The following is a 19,988-nucleotide window of genomic DNA, read 5'->3' as shown; positions in this document are numbered from 1 at the left end:
ACCAAGCAGCCTCAAGGAGCGGGGTCGGATGTCGAACGAGGAGAAGCTTCTCGATCACCTCAAGTGGGTCACCGCGGAACTCCGCGAGACCCGTCGCCGACTCCACGACAAGGAATCGACCGAGCCGGTCGCCATCGTGGGCATGGGCTGCCGCTACCCCGGCGGCGCCGGTTCCGCCGAGGAGCTGTGGCGCCTGGTGCGCAACGGGGGCGACGCGGTCTCGGCGTTCCCCGACAACCGGGGCTGGGACCTGGAGTCCCTCTACCACCCGGACCCCGAACACCCGGGCACCAGCTATGTCCGCGACGGCGCCTTCCTGTACGACGCGGGCGGCTTCGACGCCGAGTTCTTCGGCATCAGCCCCCGCGAGGCCGTCGCCATGGACCCCCAGCAACGGCTACTCCTGGAGACCGCCTGGGAGGCCGTCGAACACGCCGGTCTCGACCCGAAGTCCCTCCAGGGCAGCGACACGGGCGTCTTCACGGGGGTGAGCGCGCACGACTACCAGATGCTGCTCAACGAGACCGCCAGCGAGGTGGAGGGGTACATCGGGACCGGCAACCTCGGCAGCGTCGTGTCGGGGCGGATCTCCTACACGCTGGGGCTCGAAGGTCCTGCGGTGACGGTCGACACGGCCTGCTCGTCGTCTCTCGTGGCGATCCACCTGGCGGCGCAGGCGCTGCGGCGGGGCGAGTGCTCCCTCGCGCTGGCCGGGGGCGCGACCGTCATGGCCACGGCCGGGCCGTTCACCGAGTTCTCCCGGCAGCGGGGGCTGGCGCCCGACGGGCGGTGCAAGCCGTTCGCCGCAGCCGCCGACGGGACCGGGTGGGGTGAGGGTTCCGGGGTGGTCGTCCTCGAACTCCTCTCCGAGGCACAGCGCCATGGGCATCGGGTCCTTGCCGTGCTGCGGGGGTCCGCCGTCAACCAGGACGGGACGAGCAACGGGCTCACGGCGCCGAACGGGCCGTCGCAGGAGCGGGTCATCCGGGCGGCGTTGGCTGATGCGCGGCTGTCTCCCGAGGACGTCGATGTTGTCGAGGCGCATGGGACGGGGACTGTTCTTGGTGACCCCATCGAGGCGGGGGCGTTGCTTGCTGTTTATGGGCAAGGGCGGGCTGCGGAGCGGGCGTTGTGGCTCGGGTCGGTGAAGTCGAACATCGGGCATACGCAGGCGGCGGCGGGGGTCGCCGGGGTCATCAAGATGGTCCAGGCGCTGCGGTATGGGGAGTTGCCTGCTTCGTTGCATATCGATGCGCCTACGCCGCATGTGCAGTGGGAGTTGGGTGGGGTGCGGTTGCTGGGTGAGGGGGTGGGGTGGTCTCGGGGGGAGCGGGTTCGGCGGGCGGGGGTGTCGGCGTTTGGGATCTCGGGGACTAATGCGCATCTGATTTTGGAGGAGGCGCCGGGGGTTGAGGGGGCGTCGGGGGTTGTGGATGCGCCTTCGGCTGAGGGGGCCGGGGTGTCGGGTGGTGAGGTGCCGTGGGTGGTGTCGGCGCGGAGTTCGGGGGCGTTGGAGGAACAGGTGCGGCGGGTGGGGGAGTTGGAGGCGTCGGCGGTGGAGGTGGGGTGGTCGTTGGTTGCGACGCGGTCGGTGTTCGAGCACCGGGCGGTGGTCGTGGGTGGGGACGTGGTGTCGGGGGTGGCCGGGGACATTGGGCCCGGGCCGGTGCTGGTGTTTCCGGGGCAGGGGTCGCAGTGGGTGGGGATGGGTGCGCAACTCCTGGACGAGTCGCCGGTGTTCGCGGCGCGGATCGCGGAGTGTGAGCAGGCTCTTGCGCCTCATGTGGGGTGGTCGTTGGCTGAAGTGTTGCGGGGCGGCGGGGAGTTGGACCGTGTCGACGTCGTGCAGCCGGTGCTGTGGGCGGTGATGGTTTCCCTCGCCGCCGTTTGGGAGGGTTACGGTGTTCGTCCTGCCGCAGTGATTGGGCATTCACAGGGTGAGATAGCAGCAGCCTGCATTGCGGGGGTGCTGTCGCTCCAGGACGCGGCGAGGATCGTTGCCGTTCGTAGTGATGCGCTCCGGCAGTTGCAGGGCCGGGGTGACATGGCCTCCCTCGGCGTCGGCACCGACCAGGCGGCCGAACTGATCGGCGACAGGCCCGGCGTGTCCGTCGCCGTCGTCAACAGCGCCTCCTCGACGGTGATTTCAGGGCCGCCCGGCGAGGTAGCGGCGGTGGTGTCCGAGGCTGAGGCGCGCGGACTGAGGGCACGCCTCATCGACGTCGGCTACGCCTCCCATCATGCTCAAATTGACGAACTCCGCGAGGAGTTGGAGGAACGGCTCTCCGGAGTCCACCCGGGTGCGGTCTCCGACGTCGCCTTCTACTCCACCGTCACCGCAAGCCGTATCGACACGGCCACTCTCGACACCGGCTACTGGGTCACCAACCTCCGCGAACAAGTCCGCTTCGCCGAGACCATCGAAGCTCTCCAGGCCGACGGCTACCGCCTGTTCATCGAGGCCAGCCCCCACCCGGTCCTGGTCCTGCCGATGGAGGAGACCATCGAGACCGGGACCGTCGTCCCGACCCTCCGCCGAGACCACGGGGGTACGGAACAACTCACCCTCGCCGCAGCCCAGGCATTCGTAGCTGGCGCCGACATCAACTGGCACCACTGGTTCCCCACCCCGCCCCACCCCATCGACCTCCCCACCTACCCCTTCCAACACCACCACTACTGGCTCAAACCCCCATCCGCACCCCCCTTCACCACCACCTCCGCCGACCCCATAGAAGCCCAAGTCTGGCAAGCCATCGAGGACTTGGACATCGAGGCCCTCACCGGCAGCCTGGAGATCGAAGGCCGGCCGGAGACAGTCGGCGTGCTGGAACCGGCCCTGCCCGTCCTCTCCGCCTGGCGCCGCCGCCACCGAGAGCGGACCACCCTCAACTCCTGGCGCTACCGCATCACATGGAAACGCCTCCCCGACACAACAGCACCGCACGTCACCGGCACCTGGCTCCTGCTGGCCCCCACCACGCACCCGGACCACCTCGCCGTCCGAGCGACCGCACAGGCCCTGACCGCACACGGCGCCGAAGTCCGGCAGCACCTGATCGACACCCGGTCCAGCGAGCCACCGGAGCTGGACACCTCCGGCCTCACCGGAATCGTCAACCTGCTCGCCCTGGACGAGGACCCGCACCCCGACCATCCAGCCGTACCCGCCGGGCTCGCCGCGACCACCGCCCTCATCCAGGTACTCGCCGCCACAGAGACCCCCCTCCACACCATCACCCAGGGCGCCGTCGGCGACACCCTCACGAACCCGATCCAGGCCCAGGTCTGGGGATTTGGCCGAGTCGCCGCCCTGGAGTACCCCCGCCTGTGGGCCGGCCTCGTCGACCTCCCTGCGCGGGTCGACCACCAGACACTCCCCCGCCTCGCCGCCGCACTCCTGCGCCAGGACGAGGACCAGATCGCCCTGCGCCCGACCGGGACGTACGCCCGGCGGCTCGTCCACGCACCGGCCGACCGTGGCACCGCGCCGAGTTGGCGGCCCGAGGGCACCGTCCTGATCACCGGTGGCACGGGCGGCATCGGCGCCGTGCTGGCCCGCTGGCTCGCCCACCAAGGCGCACCCCACCTCCACCTCATCAGCAGGCGAGGCCCCGACGCCCCCGGCGCCCACCAACTCACCACCGAACTCACCGACTTGGGCACCCACGTCACCGTAACCGCCTGCGACGTCAGCGACCGCGACCAACTCCGCGACCTCATCGACACCCACCCGCCCACCGCGATCATCCACGCGGCGGGCGTGCCGAACTACATCGGGATCGCCGAGTTGTCGGGCGCGGCTCTGGACGAGGTGCTGCGGCCGAAGGCGCTTGCCGCGCTTCATCTCCATGAGCTGACGCGGGAGTTGAACCTTTCGGCGTTCGTGATGTTCTCGTCGGGGGCGGCTGTGTGGGGCAGTGGGCAGCAGGCGGCGTACGGTGCCGCCAATCATTTCCTCGACGCGCTCGCCGAGCACCGGCATGCGCTGGGGCTGCCCGCGACGTCCGTGGCGTGGGGGCCGTGGGCCGATGCCGGGATGGCCGCCGATCAGGCGACGCTGACGTTCTTCTCCCGGTTCGGGTTGCAGCCGCTCGCGGCGGAGTTGTGCGTCAAGGCGCTGCATCAGGCGATCAGTTCGGGGGAACCCACCCTGACCGTCGCGGACTTCGACTGGGCGCGGTTCACCCCGACGTTCACCGCTCAGCGGCCCAGTCCGCTGCTCGCGGATCTGCCGGAGAACCGGCGGGAGAGCGCGCCCGCCGAGCAGGAGTCCGGTGCTGCGGCGGGTTCGTCGCAGGAGCTTCAGCGGGAGTTGGCCTCGGCGAACCCGGTCCAGCAGCGGCAGTTGCTGCTTCAGCACGTGCGGGAGCAGGCGGCGGCGACGCTGGGGCACGCGGACGTGGACTCCGTACCCGCCTCGAAGCCGTTCCAGGAGCTGGGGTTCGACTCGTTGACCGCGGTCGAACTGCGGAACCGGCTCAACAAGAGCACCGGTCTGACGTTGCCGACGACGGTCGTGTTCGACCATCCGACGCCGGACGCCCTCGCGGGCGTGCTGCGTGCCGAGTTGTCGGGGGAAGCGGCGGCCGTGGACGTGGCGCGTGCGGCCGTCGCGGTCGCGGACGACGAGCCGATCGCGATCATCGGAATGGCCTGCCGGTATCCGGGCGGGGTGCGTTCCGCCGAGGACCTGTGGGAGCTGGTCGCGGACGGCCGGGACGCCATGGGCGGCTTCCCCGACGACCGGGGCTGGGACCTGGAGAAGCTGTACGACCCGGATCCGGAGAGCCGGGGGACCAGCTATGTCCGCGAGGGCGGATTCCTGTACGACGCGGGGGACTTCGACGCCGAGTTCTTCGGGATCAGTCCGCGTGAGGCCGTCGCCATGGACCCCCAGCAACGGCTGCTCCTGGAGACCGCCTGGGAGGCGGTCGAGCGCGCGGGGCTGGACCGGGGGACGCTCAAGGGGAGTGACACGGGGGTGTTCGCGGGGCTGACCATCTTCGACTACCTCGCGCTGGTCGGTGAGCAGTCCACCGAGGTGGAGGGGTACATCGGCACCGGCAACCTCGGCTGTGTCGCGTCCGGCCGGGTGTCGTACGTACTCGGTCTCGAAGGTCCGGCGATGACGCTGGACACCGGGTGTTCGTCGTCGCTGGTCGCAATCCATCAGGCGGCGCACGCACTGCGGCAGGGCGAGTGTTCGCTCGCGCTCGCGGGCGGGGCGACGGTGATGGCGACGCCGGGCGCGTTCATCGAGTTCTCCCTCCAGCGGGGGCTGGCGCGGGACGGCCGGTGCAAGCCGTTCGCCGCGGCGGCCGACGGCACGGGCTGGGCCGAGGGGGTCGGGCTGGTCGTCCTGGAGCGGCTCTCCGAGGCACGCCGCAACGGCCACCGCGTCCTCGCGCTGATCCGGGGCTCGGCCATCAACCAGGACGGCACGAGCAACGGCCTCACCGCGCCCAACGGGCAGGCCCAGCAGCGGGTGATCCGGCAGGCCCTCGCCAACTCCCGGCTCTCCGGCGAGGACGTCGACGCCGTCGAGGCGCACGGCACCGGCACGATGCTGGGCGACCCGATCGAGGCGAACGCCCTCCTGGCCACGTACGGCCAGGACCGGCCCGGCGACCGGCCGTTGTGGCTGGGTTCGGTGAAGTCGAACATCGGGCACGCGCAGGCGTCGGCCGGGGTCGCCGGGGTCATCAAGACGGTGATGGCGATGCGGAACGAGTTGCTTCCGCGTTCCCTGCACATCGATGAGCCGACCCCGCATGTGCGGTGGGACGGCAGCGGGGTGCAGCTCCTGTCGGAGGCGGTGCCGTGGACGCGCGGGGAACGTCCGCGCCGGGCCGGGGTGTCGGCGTTCGGGATCTCGGGGACGAACGCACACGTGATCCTGGAGGAGGCGCCGCCGTCCGAGGAGGCTACTTCGGCCAAGGAGCCTGAGCTGGTGCCGTGGGTCGTCTCCGCGCGGAGTGAGGCGGCGCTCGGTGAACAGGTGCGGCAGCTGGGCGAGTTGGAGGCTTCGGCGACCGAAGTGGGGTGGTCGCTGGTCACAACACGGTCGGTGTTCGAGCACCGGTCCGTGATCGTGGGTGAGGACACGGTGTCGGGGGTGGCCGGGGACATCGGTCCCGGGCCGGTGCTGGTGTTCCCCGGCCAGGGGTCGCAGTGGGTGGGAATGGGCGCTCAACTCCTCGACGAATCACCCGTGTTCGCGGAACGCATCGCGGAGTGCGAGAGGGCTCTCGCGCCTCACGTCGACTGGTCACTGACCGAAGTGCTGCGCAGCGCCTCCGAGTTGACGCGAGTCGACGTCGTACAGCCGGTCCTGTGGGCGGTGATGGTCTCCCTTGCCGCCGTCTGGGAGGACCACGGCGTGCGGCCCGCCGCAGTGGTAGGTCATTCGCAGGGTGAGATAGCAGCGGCCTGCGTTGCGGGAGCACTGTCGCTCCAGGACGCGGCGAGGATCGTCGCCGTCCGCAGCGACGCACTCCGGCAGTTGCAGGGCCGGGGAGACATGGCCTCCCTCGGCACCAGCGCCGCCCAGGCGACCGAACTGATCGGTGACAGGCCCGGTGTGTCCATCGCCGCCGTCAACAGCGCCTCCTCGACGGTCATTTCAGGGACGCCCGCCGAGGTGGCAGCGGTGATCGCGGAGGCCGAGGCACGCGGACTGAGGGCACGCCTCATCGACGTCGGCTACGCCTCCCACCATGCCCAAATAGACGAACTCCGCGAGGAGTTGACCCAACGGCTCTCCGACGTCCACCCCGGCACCCCCTCCGACATCGCCTTCTACTCCACCGTCACCGCCAGCCGTATCGACACCACCACCCTCGACACCGACTACTGGGTCACCAACCTCCGCGAACAGGTCCGGTTCGCCGAGACCATCAAAATCCTCCACCAAGACGGCTACCGCCTCTTCATCGAGGCCAGCCCCCACCCGGTCCTGGTCCTGCCGATGGAGGAGAGCATCGACACCGGGACCATCGTCCCGACCCTGCGCCGAGACCACGGCACCACCCACCAACTCACCCTCGCCGCAGCCCAGGCCTTCACCGCGGGCGCCGACATCAACTGGCGGCGCTGGTTCCCCGCCGTCCCGCCCCCGCGAGTCGTGGACCTGCCGACGTACGCGTTCCAGCATCAGCGGTACTGGCTGGACGGCCCCAGGGGTGTCGCCGGTGACCCTGCGGGCTTCGGGCTCGTCCCGGCGGGGCATCCGCTGCTCGGCGCGGTCGTGGAGCTCGCCGACGGGGACAGTCGGCTGCTGACGGGCCGGCTCGCCGCGCGGGATCAGGCGTGGCTGGCCGAACACCAGGTCATGGACCGGGTGTTGCTCCCGGGGTCGGCGTTCGTGGAGCTGGCGTTGCAGGCCGCTGTGCGGAGCGGCTGCGACGAGGTGTCGGAGTTGACGCTTCACACGCCGCTCGTCTTCGGGGACGAGGGTGCGGTCGACCTCCAGGTCGTGGTCGGCGTCGCGGAGGAGGACGGTCGGCGCTCTGTGGCCGTGCACGCGCGGCCCGTCGGTGAGCCCGCGTGGACCCGGCATGCCGCGGGTGCCGTCGCCCGGGCCGGTACGGACGCCGTGGAGCCGGAGTTCGGCGGGGTCTGGCCGCCGCCCGGTGCCGTGCCGGTCGGTGGGGACGATCCGTACGGGGAACTCTCGTCGTACGGCTATGAGTTCGGGGACGCGTCGCGGGGGCTCGTGGGGGTGTGGCGGGTCGGGGACGACTTGTTCGCCGAGGTGGCGTTGGGTGAGGTGCAGGGGGGCGAGGCCGGCCGGTATCAGGTGCATCCGGTGTTGTTCGACTCCGTGTTGCATGCCGTGGTGCTGGATGCGGTGGGGTCGTCCGCCGCGTCGGGTGATGTGTTGTTGCCGTTCGACTGGAGCGGGTTGCGGGTGTTCGTGCCGGGGGCCGAGCGGCTGCGGGTGCGGGTGGTGCGGGTGGCGGCGGACCGGTTGGCGTTGTCGGCCGTGGACGAACTGGGGGTGCCGGTGCTGGCGTTGGAGTCGTTGACGGTGCGGCCGGTGGCCGCGCGGCAGATCGTGGGGGCTCGTGCGGAGCGCGATGCGTTGTTCCGGTCGGTGTGGCGGGAGGCGGAGATCTCCGGTGGTGCGGTGCGTGCCGGGGTGGTCGCGGCCGGTGGTTCGTCGGTGCTGGCCGGGGTGCCGGTGTGCGGGAGCCTGGACGGGTTGCGGGACGACGTGCCCGATGTCGTGGTCGTGGAGTGTGCGGCGTCCGGGGTAGGTGCGTCGGGGGCGGTGGTGGAGTTGTTGGGGGTGCTCAAGGAGTGGGTCGACGATCCGGTGTTCGCGGCGAGCCGGCTGGTCGTCGTGACGCGGGGTGCGGTGGTCGCGCGGCCGGGTGAGGGGGGTGGGGAGCCGGCCGGTGCCGCGTTGTGGGGGTTGGTGCGGAGTGCTCAGGCCGAGAATCCGGGCCGGCTGACGCTGGTCGACGTGGATGAGGATGCGGACTCGTTGGCGGCTCTGCCGGGCGTACTCGCCTGTGAGGAGCCGGAGTTGGCGGTGCGGGCGGGGCGGGTGCTGGTGCCTCGGTTCGTCCGGGACGACGCGTCCGGGCGGTTGGTGGCGCCGGTCGGGTCGTCGTGGCGGCTGGAGTGGTCCGGCGGGCAGTGGGGGGTGGTCGACGCGCCCGAGTGCGGGCGGGAGGTGGCGGCGGGTGAGGTGCGGGTCGCGGTGCGGGCGGCCGGTGTCGCGGGTGCCGGTGTGGTGACGGAGGTCGGTGCAGGGGTCGGTGGGATCGCTGTGGGTGACCGGGTGATGGGGGGCTTCGGTGTGGTGGGGCCGGTGGCGGTCGTCGGGGCCGGGGCGGTGGCGCCGGTGCCGGAGGGGTGGAGCTGGGCGCGGGCCGCCGGGGCGGTGGAGGTGTGGGACGTACGGCAGGCTCCCGTCGCTCCGCCGTCCGCCGTGTTCGTGCTGCCGGTGCCGTTCGATCCTGAGGGGACCGTGCTGATCACCGGGGGTACGGGGGCGTTGGGCGCCCTGACGGCCCGGCATCTGGTGAGCCGGTACGGCGCCCGGCATCTGCTGCTGTGCAGCAGGCGGGGTGCTGACGCGCCGGGGGCGCTGGAGCTGGGGGCCGAGTTGTCGGCGCTCGGGGCGCGGGTGTCGTTCGCGGCCTGTGATCCGGGGTACCGGGAGGCCGCCGAGGCGCTGGTGGCGTCGGTTCCCGCGGAGCATCCGCTGACGGCCGTCTTCCACTGCGCGGGCACGGTGAGCGACGCGGTGGTGCAGAACCTCACGGCCGAGCAGGTCGAGGAGGTCATGCGGGTGAAGGCGCGGGCCGCGTGGCATCTGCACGAGCTGACGCGGGACATGGACCTGTCCGCGTTCGTCCTGTATTCGTCGGTCGCGGGGCTGCTCGGCGGTCCCGGTCAGGGGAGTTACTCGGCCGCGAACGCGTTCCTGGACGCGCTGGCCGTCCACCGGTACGCGGGTGGCGCGCACGCCGTGTCGCTCGCCTGGGGTTACTGGGATCTGCCGGACGGCATGTCGGGCCGGCTCACGGACGCCGACCGGGCACGGCACGCCCGCGCGGGTGTCGTGGGGCTCGGCGCCGAGGAGGGGCTGGCGCTGCTGGACGCCGCGTGGGCGAGCGGCCTTCCGCTGCTCGCGCCGGTCCGGCTGGACCTGGGCAGGCTGCGGCGGGAGGCGGGGAGCCGCCTTGTACCGGCGCTCCTGCGGGACCTGGTGCGGCCTACGAAGGCGGGCGGCGGGGTCTCGGCGGGTGCGGCGGCGCTGCGGAAGGCGCTCGGTACGGCGTCGGAGGCGGAGCGGGAGCGGATGCTGCTCGATCTGGTGTGTACGCAGGTCGCGGCGGTGCTCGGCCACGACGCGGCGGCCTCGGTCAACGCGTCGCAGGGGCTGCGTGACCTGGGCTTCGACTCGTTGACGGCGGTGGAGTTGCGCAACCGGCTGTCGGCGGCGACGGGGCTGAAGCTGCCGGCGACGTTCGTGTTCGACCATCCGGACCCGGCGGCGCTGGCCGCGCGGCTCGGTGCGGAGCTGGCGCCGCGCGCGGTGGATCCGCTGGCCGGTGTGCTCGCGGAGTTCGAGCGGCTGGAGGGCTCGCTGCTGGCGGTGTCGTCGCGGGACGGCGGCGCGCGGCTGGAGCTGGCCGGGCGGCTGCGCGCGACGCTGGCCCGCCTGGACGTGCCGTCGGGCGCGGCGGACGGGTCGGCGGTGGCGGCGCGGATCCAGGACGCGTCGGCGGAGGAGATCCTCGCGTTCGTCGACCGGGATCTCGGCAGGGACAGCGGCAACGGACGGACCGTGGAGGGTCAGCGATGAACGAGGTCGCCCGTAAGAAGCGGGCCCTGGAGTACAACCGGCGGGTCAACGCCGGGGATCTGGACGCGATCGTCGAGCTGTACGCGCCGGACGCGGTCGTCGAGGATCCGGTGGGCCCCGAGCCGGTCGCCGGGCACGACGCCGTGCGCGCGCACTACGCGTTGCTGCTGTCGGCGCGGGTGCGTGAGGAGGCGGCGGAGCCGGTCGCCGGCCAGGACGCGCTGCACGTGCTGATGCAGGTGACGTCCGTCATGGACTATCTGCCGGTCGGCGCGCTGTATGCGGAGCGCGGCTGGCTGGCGGTTCCCGGGGTTCCGGAGCGGGCGCGGGTGCGGCGGGCGTCGATGCAGCTCATCCGTATCGACGGGTCCGGTCTGATCACGAGCCTGAAGTCGTACTGGGGTACATCCGATCTCGCGGTCCTCGGCTGATCCGGCGCGGAACCGCTCTCTCTTCCTGGAGGTGCTATGCCTGACGAGGCCGCGTGCAAGAGGATGGTCGTCGACTACGCCGAGCGCATCAACGCCGGTGACATCGAGGGTGTCCTGGACCTGTTCACGGACGACGTCGTCTTCGCGGATCCGGTGGGCCGGCCGCCGATGGTGGGCAAGGGCGATCTGCGCAGGCATCTGGAGCTGGCGGTGGAGTGCGGTACGCACGAGGTGCCGGGGCCTCCGGTGTCGTCGATGGACGAGCGGTTCGTGGCGGTGTACAGCACGATCACGGTCCAGCGGCCGAAGCCGATGACGTTCCGGGTGATCGGCATCGTCGAGCTGGACGAGAACGGGCTCGGCGTCAAGGTCGACGCGTACTGGGGGGTCACGGACGTGACCATCGAGGAGTTCGCCACCGTCACCGGCCCGGAAGGGGTGCGCGCATGAGCGGCATCCGGCCCGCGCACGTCGTCGTGGTGGGCGCCAGCATGGCGGGCACGCTGGCGGCGCATGTCCTGGCCCGGCACGCGGAGGCCGTGACCGTCGTGGAGCGTGACGCGCTCCCCGAGGCGCCGGAGCACCGCAAGGGGGTGCCGCAGGGGCGGCACGCGCATCTGCTGTGGTCGAACGGGGCCCGGCTGATCGAGAAGATGCTTCCCGGTACGACCGATCGGCTGCTGGCTGCGGGGGCGCGGCGGCTGGGGTTCCCCGAGGATCTGCTGACGCTGACCGCGCAGGGCTGGCAGTACCGGTTCCCCGAGACGCAGTTCGCGATCGTCGCCACGCGTCCCCTGCTCGACCTGACCGTGCGCCGGGAGGCGCTCGCCGCCGGGAACATCACGGTGCGGGAGCGGACGGAGGCCGTCGAACTCCTCGGTGACGCGGGGCGGGTGAGCGGTGTCGTCGTCCGTGACGTCGAGACCGGTCGTACGGAGCGGCTGGTGGCCGATCTCGTGGTCGACGCGGGGGGTCGCGCGTCGCGGCTGCGGCCGTGGCTGGCGGCGCTCGGGGTGCCGCCGCTGGAGGAGGACGTCGTGGACGCGGGGGTCGCGTACGCGACGCGGCTGTTCCGGGCGCCGCCGGGGGCGACGCTGCGGTTTCCCGCCGTGAACGTGGCCAGTGACGAGAAGCGGGGGGAGCCGGGGCGGTTCGGGGTGGTCTATCCGGTGGAGGGCGGCCGGTGGCTGGCCACGATGTCCTGCACGCGTGGGGCCCAACTCCCCAGCCGGGAAGAGGAGTTCGTCGGGTTCGCGCAGGGGTTGAGCCATCCGATCATCGCGGATCTGCTGCGGGACGCCGAGCCGCTGACCCCGCTGTTCGGTTCGCGGTCCGGGGCGAACCGCCGTATCTATCCGGAGCGGTCGGCGGGGTGGCCCGAGGGGCTGGTCGTGGTCGGGGACTCGTTGAGCGCGTTCAACCCGGTCTACGGGCACGGCATGAGTTCGGCGGCGCGCTGCGCGGACACCCTCGACCGGGAGCTCGGCAGGGGGGTGGGGTCGGCGCACGCGCTTCAGCGGGCGGTCAGTGCGGCGGTGGACGATCCGTGGATCCTGGCGGCGACGAAGGACATCGACTACGTCGGCTGCCGTGTCGACGCGTCGGACGCCCGGCTGTACGGGGTGGACGCGGAGCAGCGGCTGCGGTTCGCGGAGGCGATCACGACGGCGTCGTTGCGGTCGGCGAAGGCGTCGGCGATCGTGACGGAGGTGATGAGCCTCAACGCGCCGCAGAGCGACCTGGGTTCGAACCGGATGCTGATGGCGATGCGGGCCGGTGAGCGGCTCCCGGAGCTGACGGCTCCGCCGCTGAGTGCGCAGGAGCTGGCGGTGGTGAACCTCGACGCGGCGACGGTCGCGCCGTCCTGACGCGTCCTGATGCAGCGCGCGTGGTGGAGGCGGCTCCTGCCGGGGCCGCCTCTCTCTTTCAGCGCCTCTTTCAGCGCAGGACCACTTGGAGGTCGAGGCGCTTGACGTTGAGCTTGCGGTAGATCCGGGTCAGGTGCTGTTCGACGGTGCTGATCGTGACGTACAGCTTCCGGGAGATCTCGCGGTTGGTGTAGCCGTCGGCGGCGAGTTCGGCCACGCGGCGTTCCGCGCTGGTGAGTTGGGTCTCGGGGACGTCCTCGGGCGGGGTGTCGGCCGGCGTCGGCAGGGGGGTGCCGCTGGTCCAGCGGCGGGCGAGGAGCTGGGCCTTGCGGTCGAGGTGGCGGGCGCGTTCGGGGTCTCCGGCGGCGCGGACGGCGGCGCTCTGGTCGGCGACGGCGCGCGCGAGTTCGTAGGCGTCACCGCTGTCGTGGAGGGCGGCGACGGCTTCGGCGAGGAGTTCCGTCCGGCGGGGTGCGGGGGAGGCCGCCGCCAGCAGGCGCAAGGTCATGCCCCGGGTGCGGCCTCGGGCCGGGGTGGGCAACGCCAGCTGCTCCCCGATGAGTTGACGAGCCATCAGGGCATCGCCGAGGGCCAGGTGGGCTTCGGCGGCGCCGAGGCGCCACGGTTCGAGGGCGGGGAGGTCGACGCCCCAGCCACTCATGCGTTTCCCGCAGGCGTAGAAGTCGCTCAGGGCGGCGTAGTAGCAGCCGGTGGCGAGGTGGTAGCGGCCTCGTGCGGCGAGGTAGTGCAGGCCGGTGCGGGTCTGGAACATGGCCTGGGGGACGGGCCGTTCGAGGAGGGCGGCGGCACGGTCGACGTCGCCGAGGGCGGTCTCGGCCTGGACGGCGACCGCCAGCGGGAGGCCGACCGCCGCGCCCCAGCTCTTGGGGCCGAGGAGGTCGAGGGCGGTCTGTGCGCGGCGCGCGGCGGCGGCCGGGTCGCCCTGCCGCAGGTGGATCAGGGCCCGCCACGCGGTGAACAGGGCTTGCCAGGTGGGGCTGTTGCGCTCCCGGGCCTGCGCCACGAACCCCTCGCACCAGGCGGCGGCCCGGTACGGCCGGTCGCGGTAGGTGAGGGCGGCGAGGGCCGCCGACTGGACCGCGACGGTCCGCGGGCCGAGCCGGTAGCGGTTGAGGGCGCGTTCGGCGGCCTCGGTGGCGTCGTGTTCGTCGCCGTGCAGGAGGTCGTTCAACAGGGTTCCCGCGCCCTGGAGTTCGGGCGTGAGCGCGGGCGGCGCGGCGGCGCGCTGCGGGGGTACGGCGCCGGCGCCGAGGCGCTCCTTGACGTGGCCGGGGTAGAGGAAGGCGCCCCACAGCCACGGCGTGTCCAGGTCGGCGGTGTTGACGGGGGCCGCGCCGATCGCGTCGAGGCCCTCGTCGACACGGCCGTGCCACAGCAGGTGGGTGGGCAGGGACGGCGGGCTGTCAGGGCTGTCAGGGCTGTCCGGGGTCGCGGGTTCGGAGAGGTGGCGCAGGACCTTCGCCGGGTCCAGGCGCCATTCGGCGTCGGCGAGCGCGCCGACGACGGCGGCCCGCTGCTCGGGGCTGCGGCAGCGGCGGTGGGCGGCGCGCAGGTAGCCGATGCCGGTCTCCACCTGGTCGTCGTCCAGGACGAGCCGGGCCGCCTCCTGGAAGACGGGGACCGCCCACGGGGCGTCCGACCGGTCGGCGGCGGCGAGGTGGGCGGCGACCTCGGTCGCGGGCGCGCCCTCCTCGTACAGCAGGGCCGCGACCCTGCGGTGCAGCGCGCGGCGCTCGTCCGTCGGCATCCCGTCCAGCACGGCCGCCTCGAACGCCGGATGGCACAGGCGGCCGTCGTGCAGGACCTCCGCGACGGTGAGCTGGTGCACGGCCCGGCCCACGGACGCCACGTCCAGGTCGAGGAGCCGCCCCACCAGCATCGGCCCCGCGTGCCCCCGCAGCATGGCGACGGCGCGTGCGACCTGCGTGAACGGCTCCTCGTGCCGGTACAGGAAGCTCAGCACCGCCCGGCCGTACGCCTCCCCGGGGCCGCCGGTGGCGCGGTGGTCCTCGATGAGCGCCTGGACGAGGAGGGGGTAGCCGGCGGTCATGCCGTGGACGGCCGGGGTGAGGTCCTGCGCGGTCCGCTCGTCCAGGTGCTGCGCGAGGAGGGCCTCGACGCCGGCCTTCGACAGCGGCTCCAGGCGGATCCGGCGCAGGCTGGGTTCGCGCAGGAACTCGCTGCCCAGCAGGGCGTTGGCGACCTTCCACTGGGCGTGCTCGGTGAAGATCACCTGGAGCCGCGCCGACCGCAGCCGCCGGACCAGGTACAGCAGGAAGTGCAGCGACGCCGTGTCCGCGTGGTGCGCGTCGTCGACGGCGATCACGACGGGCCGTACGGCGGCCATGGCCCGCAGTTCCTCGCACAGTCCGCGCAGGGCGGGCGCGGTCAGGGTGCCGCCGCTGTCGGCTCCGGCCCCGTCGAGCCAGGCCAGCGTGCGCGCGGTGGTCGGGGCGGGCAGGCCGGGGCTGCGCAGGAGCTGTTCCAGGACGCCCAGGGCGAGAGCGCGTTCGGCCCGGCAGGCGGTGGCGGTCAGCACCAGGGCGCCGCCGCGGCTCAGCCGGTCCGTCCAGGCCCGCAGCAGCGCGGTCTTGCCGGTGGCGACGGCTCCGCTGAGCACCACCAGTCTGCCGCGGACGTAGGGGGAGCAGTCGAAGACGCCGTGCAAGGCGGCCAGTTCGTCGGTCCGTTCCACCAGGTTCACCGCTCACCTCGTTTCCGTGGTCACCTGTAGTCCCGTGCGGCGTACGTCATCGTGCGCCCCACTCGCGGTCGATCAGCGCGAACATGTGGTCGGCGTCCGCGTCGGACAGGTCGTCCGGCTCGGACCGGCCGTCCGGCTCCGCCGCGTCGGACTCCTTGCGCAGCAGGGCCCGCAACCGCCGGACCAGTTCCCTGCGGCGCGGATCGTCGGGCGGGAGTCCGTCGAGGGCCGCCGCCACCTCGTCCAGCCGCGTGACCGGGGGGAGCGCTCCGTCGGGCATGACCCGTTCGAGGAGGTGCTCCGCGAGGGCGCGGGGGGTGGGGTGGTCGTACACCAGCGTCGCGGGCAGCCGCAGCCCGGTGGCGGCACGCAGCCGGTTACGCAGCTCCACCGCCACGAGGGAGTCGAACCCCAGGTCCTTGAACGCCCGCTCCGCCCGCACCGTCCGCCCCGGTTCGTAGCGCAGGACGCCCGCGACCTGGGTGCGTACGAGGTCCAGGAGCACGCCGACGCGGTCACGCGCGGGGAGCGCGGCCAGGTCACGCCGCAGCGCCGAGGACGTCTCCGTGTTCTCCGGGGAGGCTTCCAGGACGGATACGGCTGCGGGGATCGCGTCGAAGAGGCGGGTGGGGCGGGCCAGGGTGAACAGGGGGGTGAGGCGTTCCCACTCGATGTCGGCGACGAGGGTGTGACCCGGGGGGCCTGCGAGGGCGGTGCGGAGTGCTTTGAGGGCGAGGTGGGGGGAGAGCGGGGGGAGGCCTTGACGACGGGAGAGGGAGGCGGGGGTCGTGACGTCGGGGGCGTCCGTGGCGTCCGTGGCGTCCGTGGCGTCCGGCAGATCCCACACCCCCCACCCGACCGACACCGTACGGGGACCCTCGTGCCGCTGGGCCAGCGCGTCGAGGCAGGCGTTGGCAGCGGCGTACACGCCGTGGCCGCTGCCGCCGAGCGTGGCCGCAGCGGAGGAGAAGAACAGCACGGTCTCCGCGGACCGCTCCCCCAGCGTCAGGGCCGCCGCGACAGCCTCGCCGAGGGCCTGGGGAGTGACCTCGGCCAAGGGCGCGAGCGCGCCGGGCAGCGAGGTGTGGACGACCGTCCGCACGGGAACGTCGGCCTCTACGACGGGCTCGGCGCCGATCTCGTCCAGCCACCGCGTGACGTGGTCGACGAGCGGGGCGACCATACCGGTGACCAGGACGGGCCCGGCGGGCTGCCAGTCGTCGGAAAGCTCGTCGCCGGGCGACTCCGCGACCAGCCGCCGCCCGAAGACCCCGCCCTCGCGCAAGGCGACCTGGTCCTCACCACCGCCGCCGCACAGCACCCCGTACAGAGCACCCGAGTCGAGCACCTCCGCCCTGGAGGGCAGATCCACCAGCCCACCCCACAGCTGCGGATGCTCCAGAGCCGCAACCCTGCCGAGCCCCCAGACAGCGGCCTGAGCCGGAGACACCACCGGATCGGCACCACCACAGGACACGGCCCCCCGGGTGACACACCACAGGGACGTATCAAGACCCGAATCCAGAAGCCCGTGCAGCAACGTCAGGGTGGAGGACGCCCCACCGCCCGGTGCGAGAGCGAGGAGCGAAAGCACCCCGGCGAGGGGCGGACCGTCACCACTCACCGAGCGCAGAAGCGCAGCCGTCTCCGCACGATCGGAACCGACCCCGACGACGGTCACCGCGCCCCCGGCGGCCTCCAACTCCTGGACGACCACCCGAGTCCAGCCCTCACGATCGGGCGCCACGACCACCCAGGCCCCCGGAGCATCGGACGCGGAAAGCTCAACGCGCCGCCAATCGACCCGATAACGCCACCCGTCGACGACCTGCCGCTCACTCCGTTCCCGCCGCCACTCCGCCAGCACCGGAAACACGGTCCCCAAAGCCGACCGCTGCACGTCGTTCTTGAGATGAAGGGTGTCGCACAACGCCTCGACGTCACCGCCTTCAACAGCCGCCCAGAACCCCACTTCGTCGGCCTGGGCCGCGACTTCGGGTTCCTTGAGGTCAGCTAGCCAGAAGCGTTGGCGTTGGAAGGGGTAGGTGGGGAGGTCGACGATCTGGGGCGCGGGGTCGGTGGGGAAGAACACGGACCAGTCGACGGAGTACCCGGCGGTGTAGAGACGTCCCATCGCCTGCATGAACGCGACATCGTCCGGCCAGCCTTCGGCGAGCGAAGCCGTAAGCACAGGTTCGGTGGTCAGGGTGTGCTGAGCGGCCGTGATCAGCACCGGACCGGGCCCGATCTCCACGAACACCCCAGCCCTGTCAGCGACTTCAGCAATCGCGGGCTGGAAGAGAACCGGCTGACGAACGTGCCGCACCCAGTATTCCGGGGTCGCGATCTCCGCCCCCGCGAGCGTGCCGGACACATTGCTCAGCAGCGGAAGAGACGGCTCCTTGAAGGCGACGCCGCCCAAGACTTCGGCGAAGTCGTCGAGCATCGGCTCCATGAGTGCCGAGTGGAAAGCATGGCTCACCTGAAGCCGCTTCACCCTCCTGCCACGCTCACGCCACATCGCCGCAACCCGCTCAACCTCGCCGACGGAACCGGAAATCACCGTGGAGTCACCCGAGTTCACGGCGGCAATACTCACGCCAGCCTCTTCAACCTCCCCCCGCGTGGCCTCAATTGCACACATCGCCCCACCCTCAGGAAGAGCACCCATCAAACGAGCCCGCGCACCCACGACCCTGCACGCATCCGCGAGATCGAACACCCCGGCGACGTACGCCGCCGCAATCTCGCCCACCGAATGCCCGATCACCACATCCGGCTTAACCCCCACCGACTCCCAAAGCCTGGCCAAAGCCACCTGCACCGCAAACAACCCGACCTGAGCCCACTCCGTACGATCCAACAACTCCTGCGGCCCCCGGAAAACCGTCTCCCTCAGCGACCCCCCTAAGAGGTCACACACCTCGTCAAACGCCTCGGCAAACACCGGGAACCGCTCATACAACCCGGCCCCCATCCCCACGACTTGACTCCCCTGCCCACTGAACAACCACACCACCTCCCCCCTACGAGCCACCTCCCCCTCAGCCAAAACCTCCGCCCCACCCCCCAACACAACCCCCCGCCACTCCTGCACCGCCCGCCCCCTCAACAACGACCACCCCACATCAACGTGAGACCCCCGCACCCCACCCAACCGCCCCACCTGCTCCCGCAACGCCGCCGCACTCCGAGCCGACACCACCCACGGCACCACACCCCCCTCACACCGCTCGACAACCCCCTCCTCCTCAGGCGTCTGCTCCAGAATCAAGTGCGCGTTCGTCCCACTGATCCCGAACGAGGAAACCCCCGCACGACGAGGCCGATCCCCCCGGGGCCAAGGAGCGGATTCGGTGAGAACCCGGACGCCTTCCCACTCGACATGAGACGTGGGCCGATCGATGTGCAGGGACGCGGGCAGAAGCCCATGCCGAAGCGCCATCACCATCTTGATGACCCCGGCGACCCCGGCAGCGGCCTGCGTATGCCCGATGTTCGACTTCACCGACCCCAGGAGGAGCGGAACCTCACGCCCCTGCCCGTACGTGGCGACCAGCGCCCCCGCCTCGATCGGATCCCCGAGCGTGGTCCCCGTACCGTGCGCCTCGACGGCGTCCACGGTGTCCGGCGTGACCCGGGCGTTGGCCAGGGCCTGCCGGATGACCCGCTCCTGGGCGACGTCATTGGGCGCGGTGAGCCCGTTGCTCGCCCCGTCCTGGTTGACGGCGGACCCCCGTACGACCGCGAGAACCCGATGCCCGTTGCGCCGCGCGTCGGAGAGGCGTTCGAGGAGGACGAGCCCGGCCCCTTCGGAGAACCCCGTACCGTCCGCGGCCTCGGCGAACGCCTTGCACCGCCCGTCCGGCGCCAGCCCCCGCTGGCGGGCGAACTCGACGAACGCGGTGGGCGTGGACAGCACGGTGACGCCCCCGGCGAGAGCGAGCGAGCACTCCCCCTGCCGGAGCGCCTGGCAGGCGAGGTGGATCGCGACGAGGGAGGCCGAGCAGGCGGTGTCGAGGGTGACGGCCGGCCCCGTGAGGCCGAAGGTGTAGGCGATACGCCCGGAGATGACGCTGGAGAGGGTGCCGGTGGTGGCGTACCCGGCGACGGCCTTCGGCACTCCGGAGCCGGACATGTAGTCCTGGCTGGAGACACCCGCGTACACGCCGGTGGGCGTGTCCTTGAGGGTGGCGGGGTCGATGCCGGCGCGTTCGAAGAGTTCCCAGGCCACTTCGAGGAGCGTGCGCTGCTGGGGGTCGGTGGCGAGGGCCTCGCGGGGGTTGATGCCGAAGAAGTCCGCGTCGAAGTCCGTGGCGTGGCGCAGGAATCCGGCTTCGCGGACGTAGGTGGTGCCCTGGTGGTCGGGGTCGGGGTGGTAGAGGCCGCCCAGGTCCCAGCCACGGTCGGTGGGGAACTCCTCGATGGCGTCGCGGCCCGAGGCGACGAGGTCCCACAGCTCCTCGGGGGAGGTCACCCCACCGGGGTAACGGCAGGCCATCGCGACGACGGCCACCGGTTCCCGGCCGCGTTCCTCTATGTCGCGCAGCCGCTGGCGGGTCTGGCCGAGGTCTGCCGTGACCCGTTTCAAATAGTGGCGAAGCTTGTCCTCCGTGCCCGGCATGTCTGCTCCACTCCTG

Annotated in this window: 6 protein-coding genes; 4 read left to right on the top strand and 2 right to left on the bottom strand. The window is 72.0% G+C overall.

From position 1 onward, the window contains the following. Positions 1 to 28: 28 nt before the first annotated feature. Genes J8M50_RS23055 through J8M50_RS23040 form a run of 4 tightly spaced genes read left to right on the top strand, consistent with a single transcriptional unit; the run spans position 29 to position 12,623 of the window. A complete protein-coding gene (locus J8M50_RS23055; protein ID WP_010356032.1) occupies positions 29 to 10,324 on the top strand; it encodes a type I polyketide synthase in 10,296 nt (3,431 codons plus the stop codon). Then, complete coding sequence (locus J8M50_RS23050; RefSeq protein WP_010356033.1) at positions 10,321 to 10,755, top strand: nuclear transport factor 2 family protein; 435 nt, start codon at positions 10,321 to 10,323, stop codon at positions 10,753 to 10,755. The genes J8M50_RS23055 and J8M50_RS23050 overlap by 4 nt, the downstream gene beginning before the upstream one ends. Before the next feature lie 36 nt (positions 10,756 to 10,791). Next, entirely contained in the window at positions 10,792 to 11,205 is a 414-nt protein-coding gene (locus J8M50_RS23045; RefSeq protein WP_010356034.1) for a nuclear transport factor 2 family protein, read from the top strand. Further along, on the top strand, positions 11,202 to 12,623 hold the full coding sequence (locus J8M50_RS23040) for an NAD(P)/FAD-dependent oxidoreductase (RefSeq protein WP_010356035.1): 1,422 nt from the start codon (positions 11,202 to 11,204) through the stop codon (positions 12,621 to 12,623). The genes J8M50_RS23045 and J8M50_RS23040 overlap by 4 nt, the downstream gene beginning before the upstream one ends. Positions 12,624 to 12,693: 70 nt before the next feature. Here J8M50_RS23040 and J8M50_RS23035 read toward each other — a convergent pair whose 3' ends face one another. Then, complete coding sequence (locus J8M50_RS23035; RefSeq protein WP_010356037.1) at positions 12,694 to 15,348, bottom strand: AAA family ATPase; 2,655 nt, start codon at positions 15,346 to 15,348, stop codon at positions 12,694 to 12,696. Between the two features lie 46 nt (positions 15,349 to 15,394). Beyond that, positions 15,395 to 19,972, bottom strand: coding sequence for a type I polyketide synthase (locus tag J8M50_RS23030; RefSeq protein ID WP_010356040.1), 4,578 nt, complete (start codon positions 19,970 to 19,972; stop codon positions 15,395 to 15,397). Positions 19,973 to 19,988 lie beyond the last annotated feature (16 nt).

The organism is Streptomyces acidiscabies, from assembly GCF_020010905.1.
GTDB classification, from domain to species: Bacteria; Actinomycetota; Actinomycetes; order Streptomycetales; family Streptomycetaceae; genus Streptomyces; species Streptomyces acidiscabies.
This window is presented reverse-complemented; position numbering and strand designations above follow the sequence as displayed.

Bases quoted from the DNA above. Each gene is read 5' to 3' on its own strand.
- J8M50_RS23055 (WP_010356032.1), top strand. From the start codon at position 29: ATGTCGAACGAGGAGAAGCTTCTCGATCACCTCAAGTGGGTCACCGCG.
- J8M50_RS23050 (WP_010356033.1), top strand. From the start codon at position 10,321: ATGAACGAGGTCGCCCGTAAGAAGCGGGCCCTGGAGTACAACCGGCGG.
- J8M50_RS23045 (WP_010356034.1), top strand. From the start codon at position 10,792: ATGCCTGACGAGGCCGCGTGCAAGAGGATGGTCGTCGACTACGCCGAG.
- J8M50_RS23040 (WP_010356035.1), top strand. From the start codon at position 11,202: ATGAGCGGCATCCGGCCCGCGCACGTCGTCGTGGTGGGCGCCAGCATG.
- J8M50_RS23030 (WP_010356040.1), bottom strand. From the start codon at position 19,972: ATGCCGGGCACGGAGGACAAGCTTCGCCACTATTTGAAACGGGTCACG.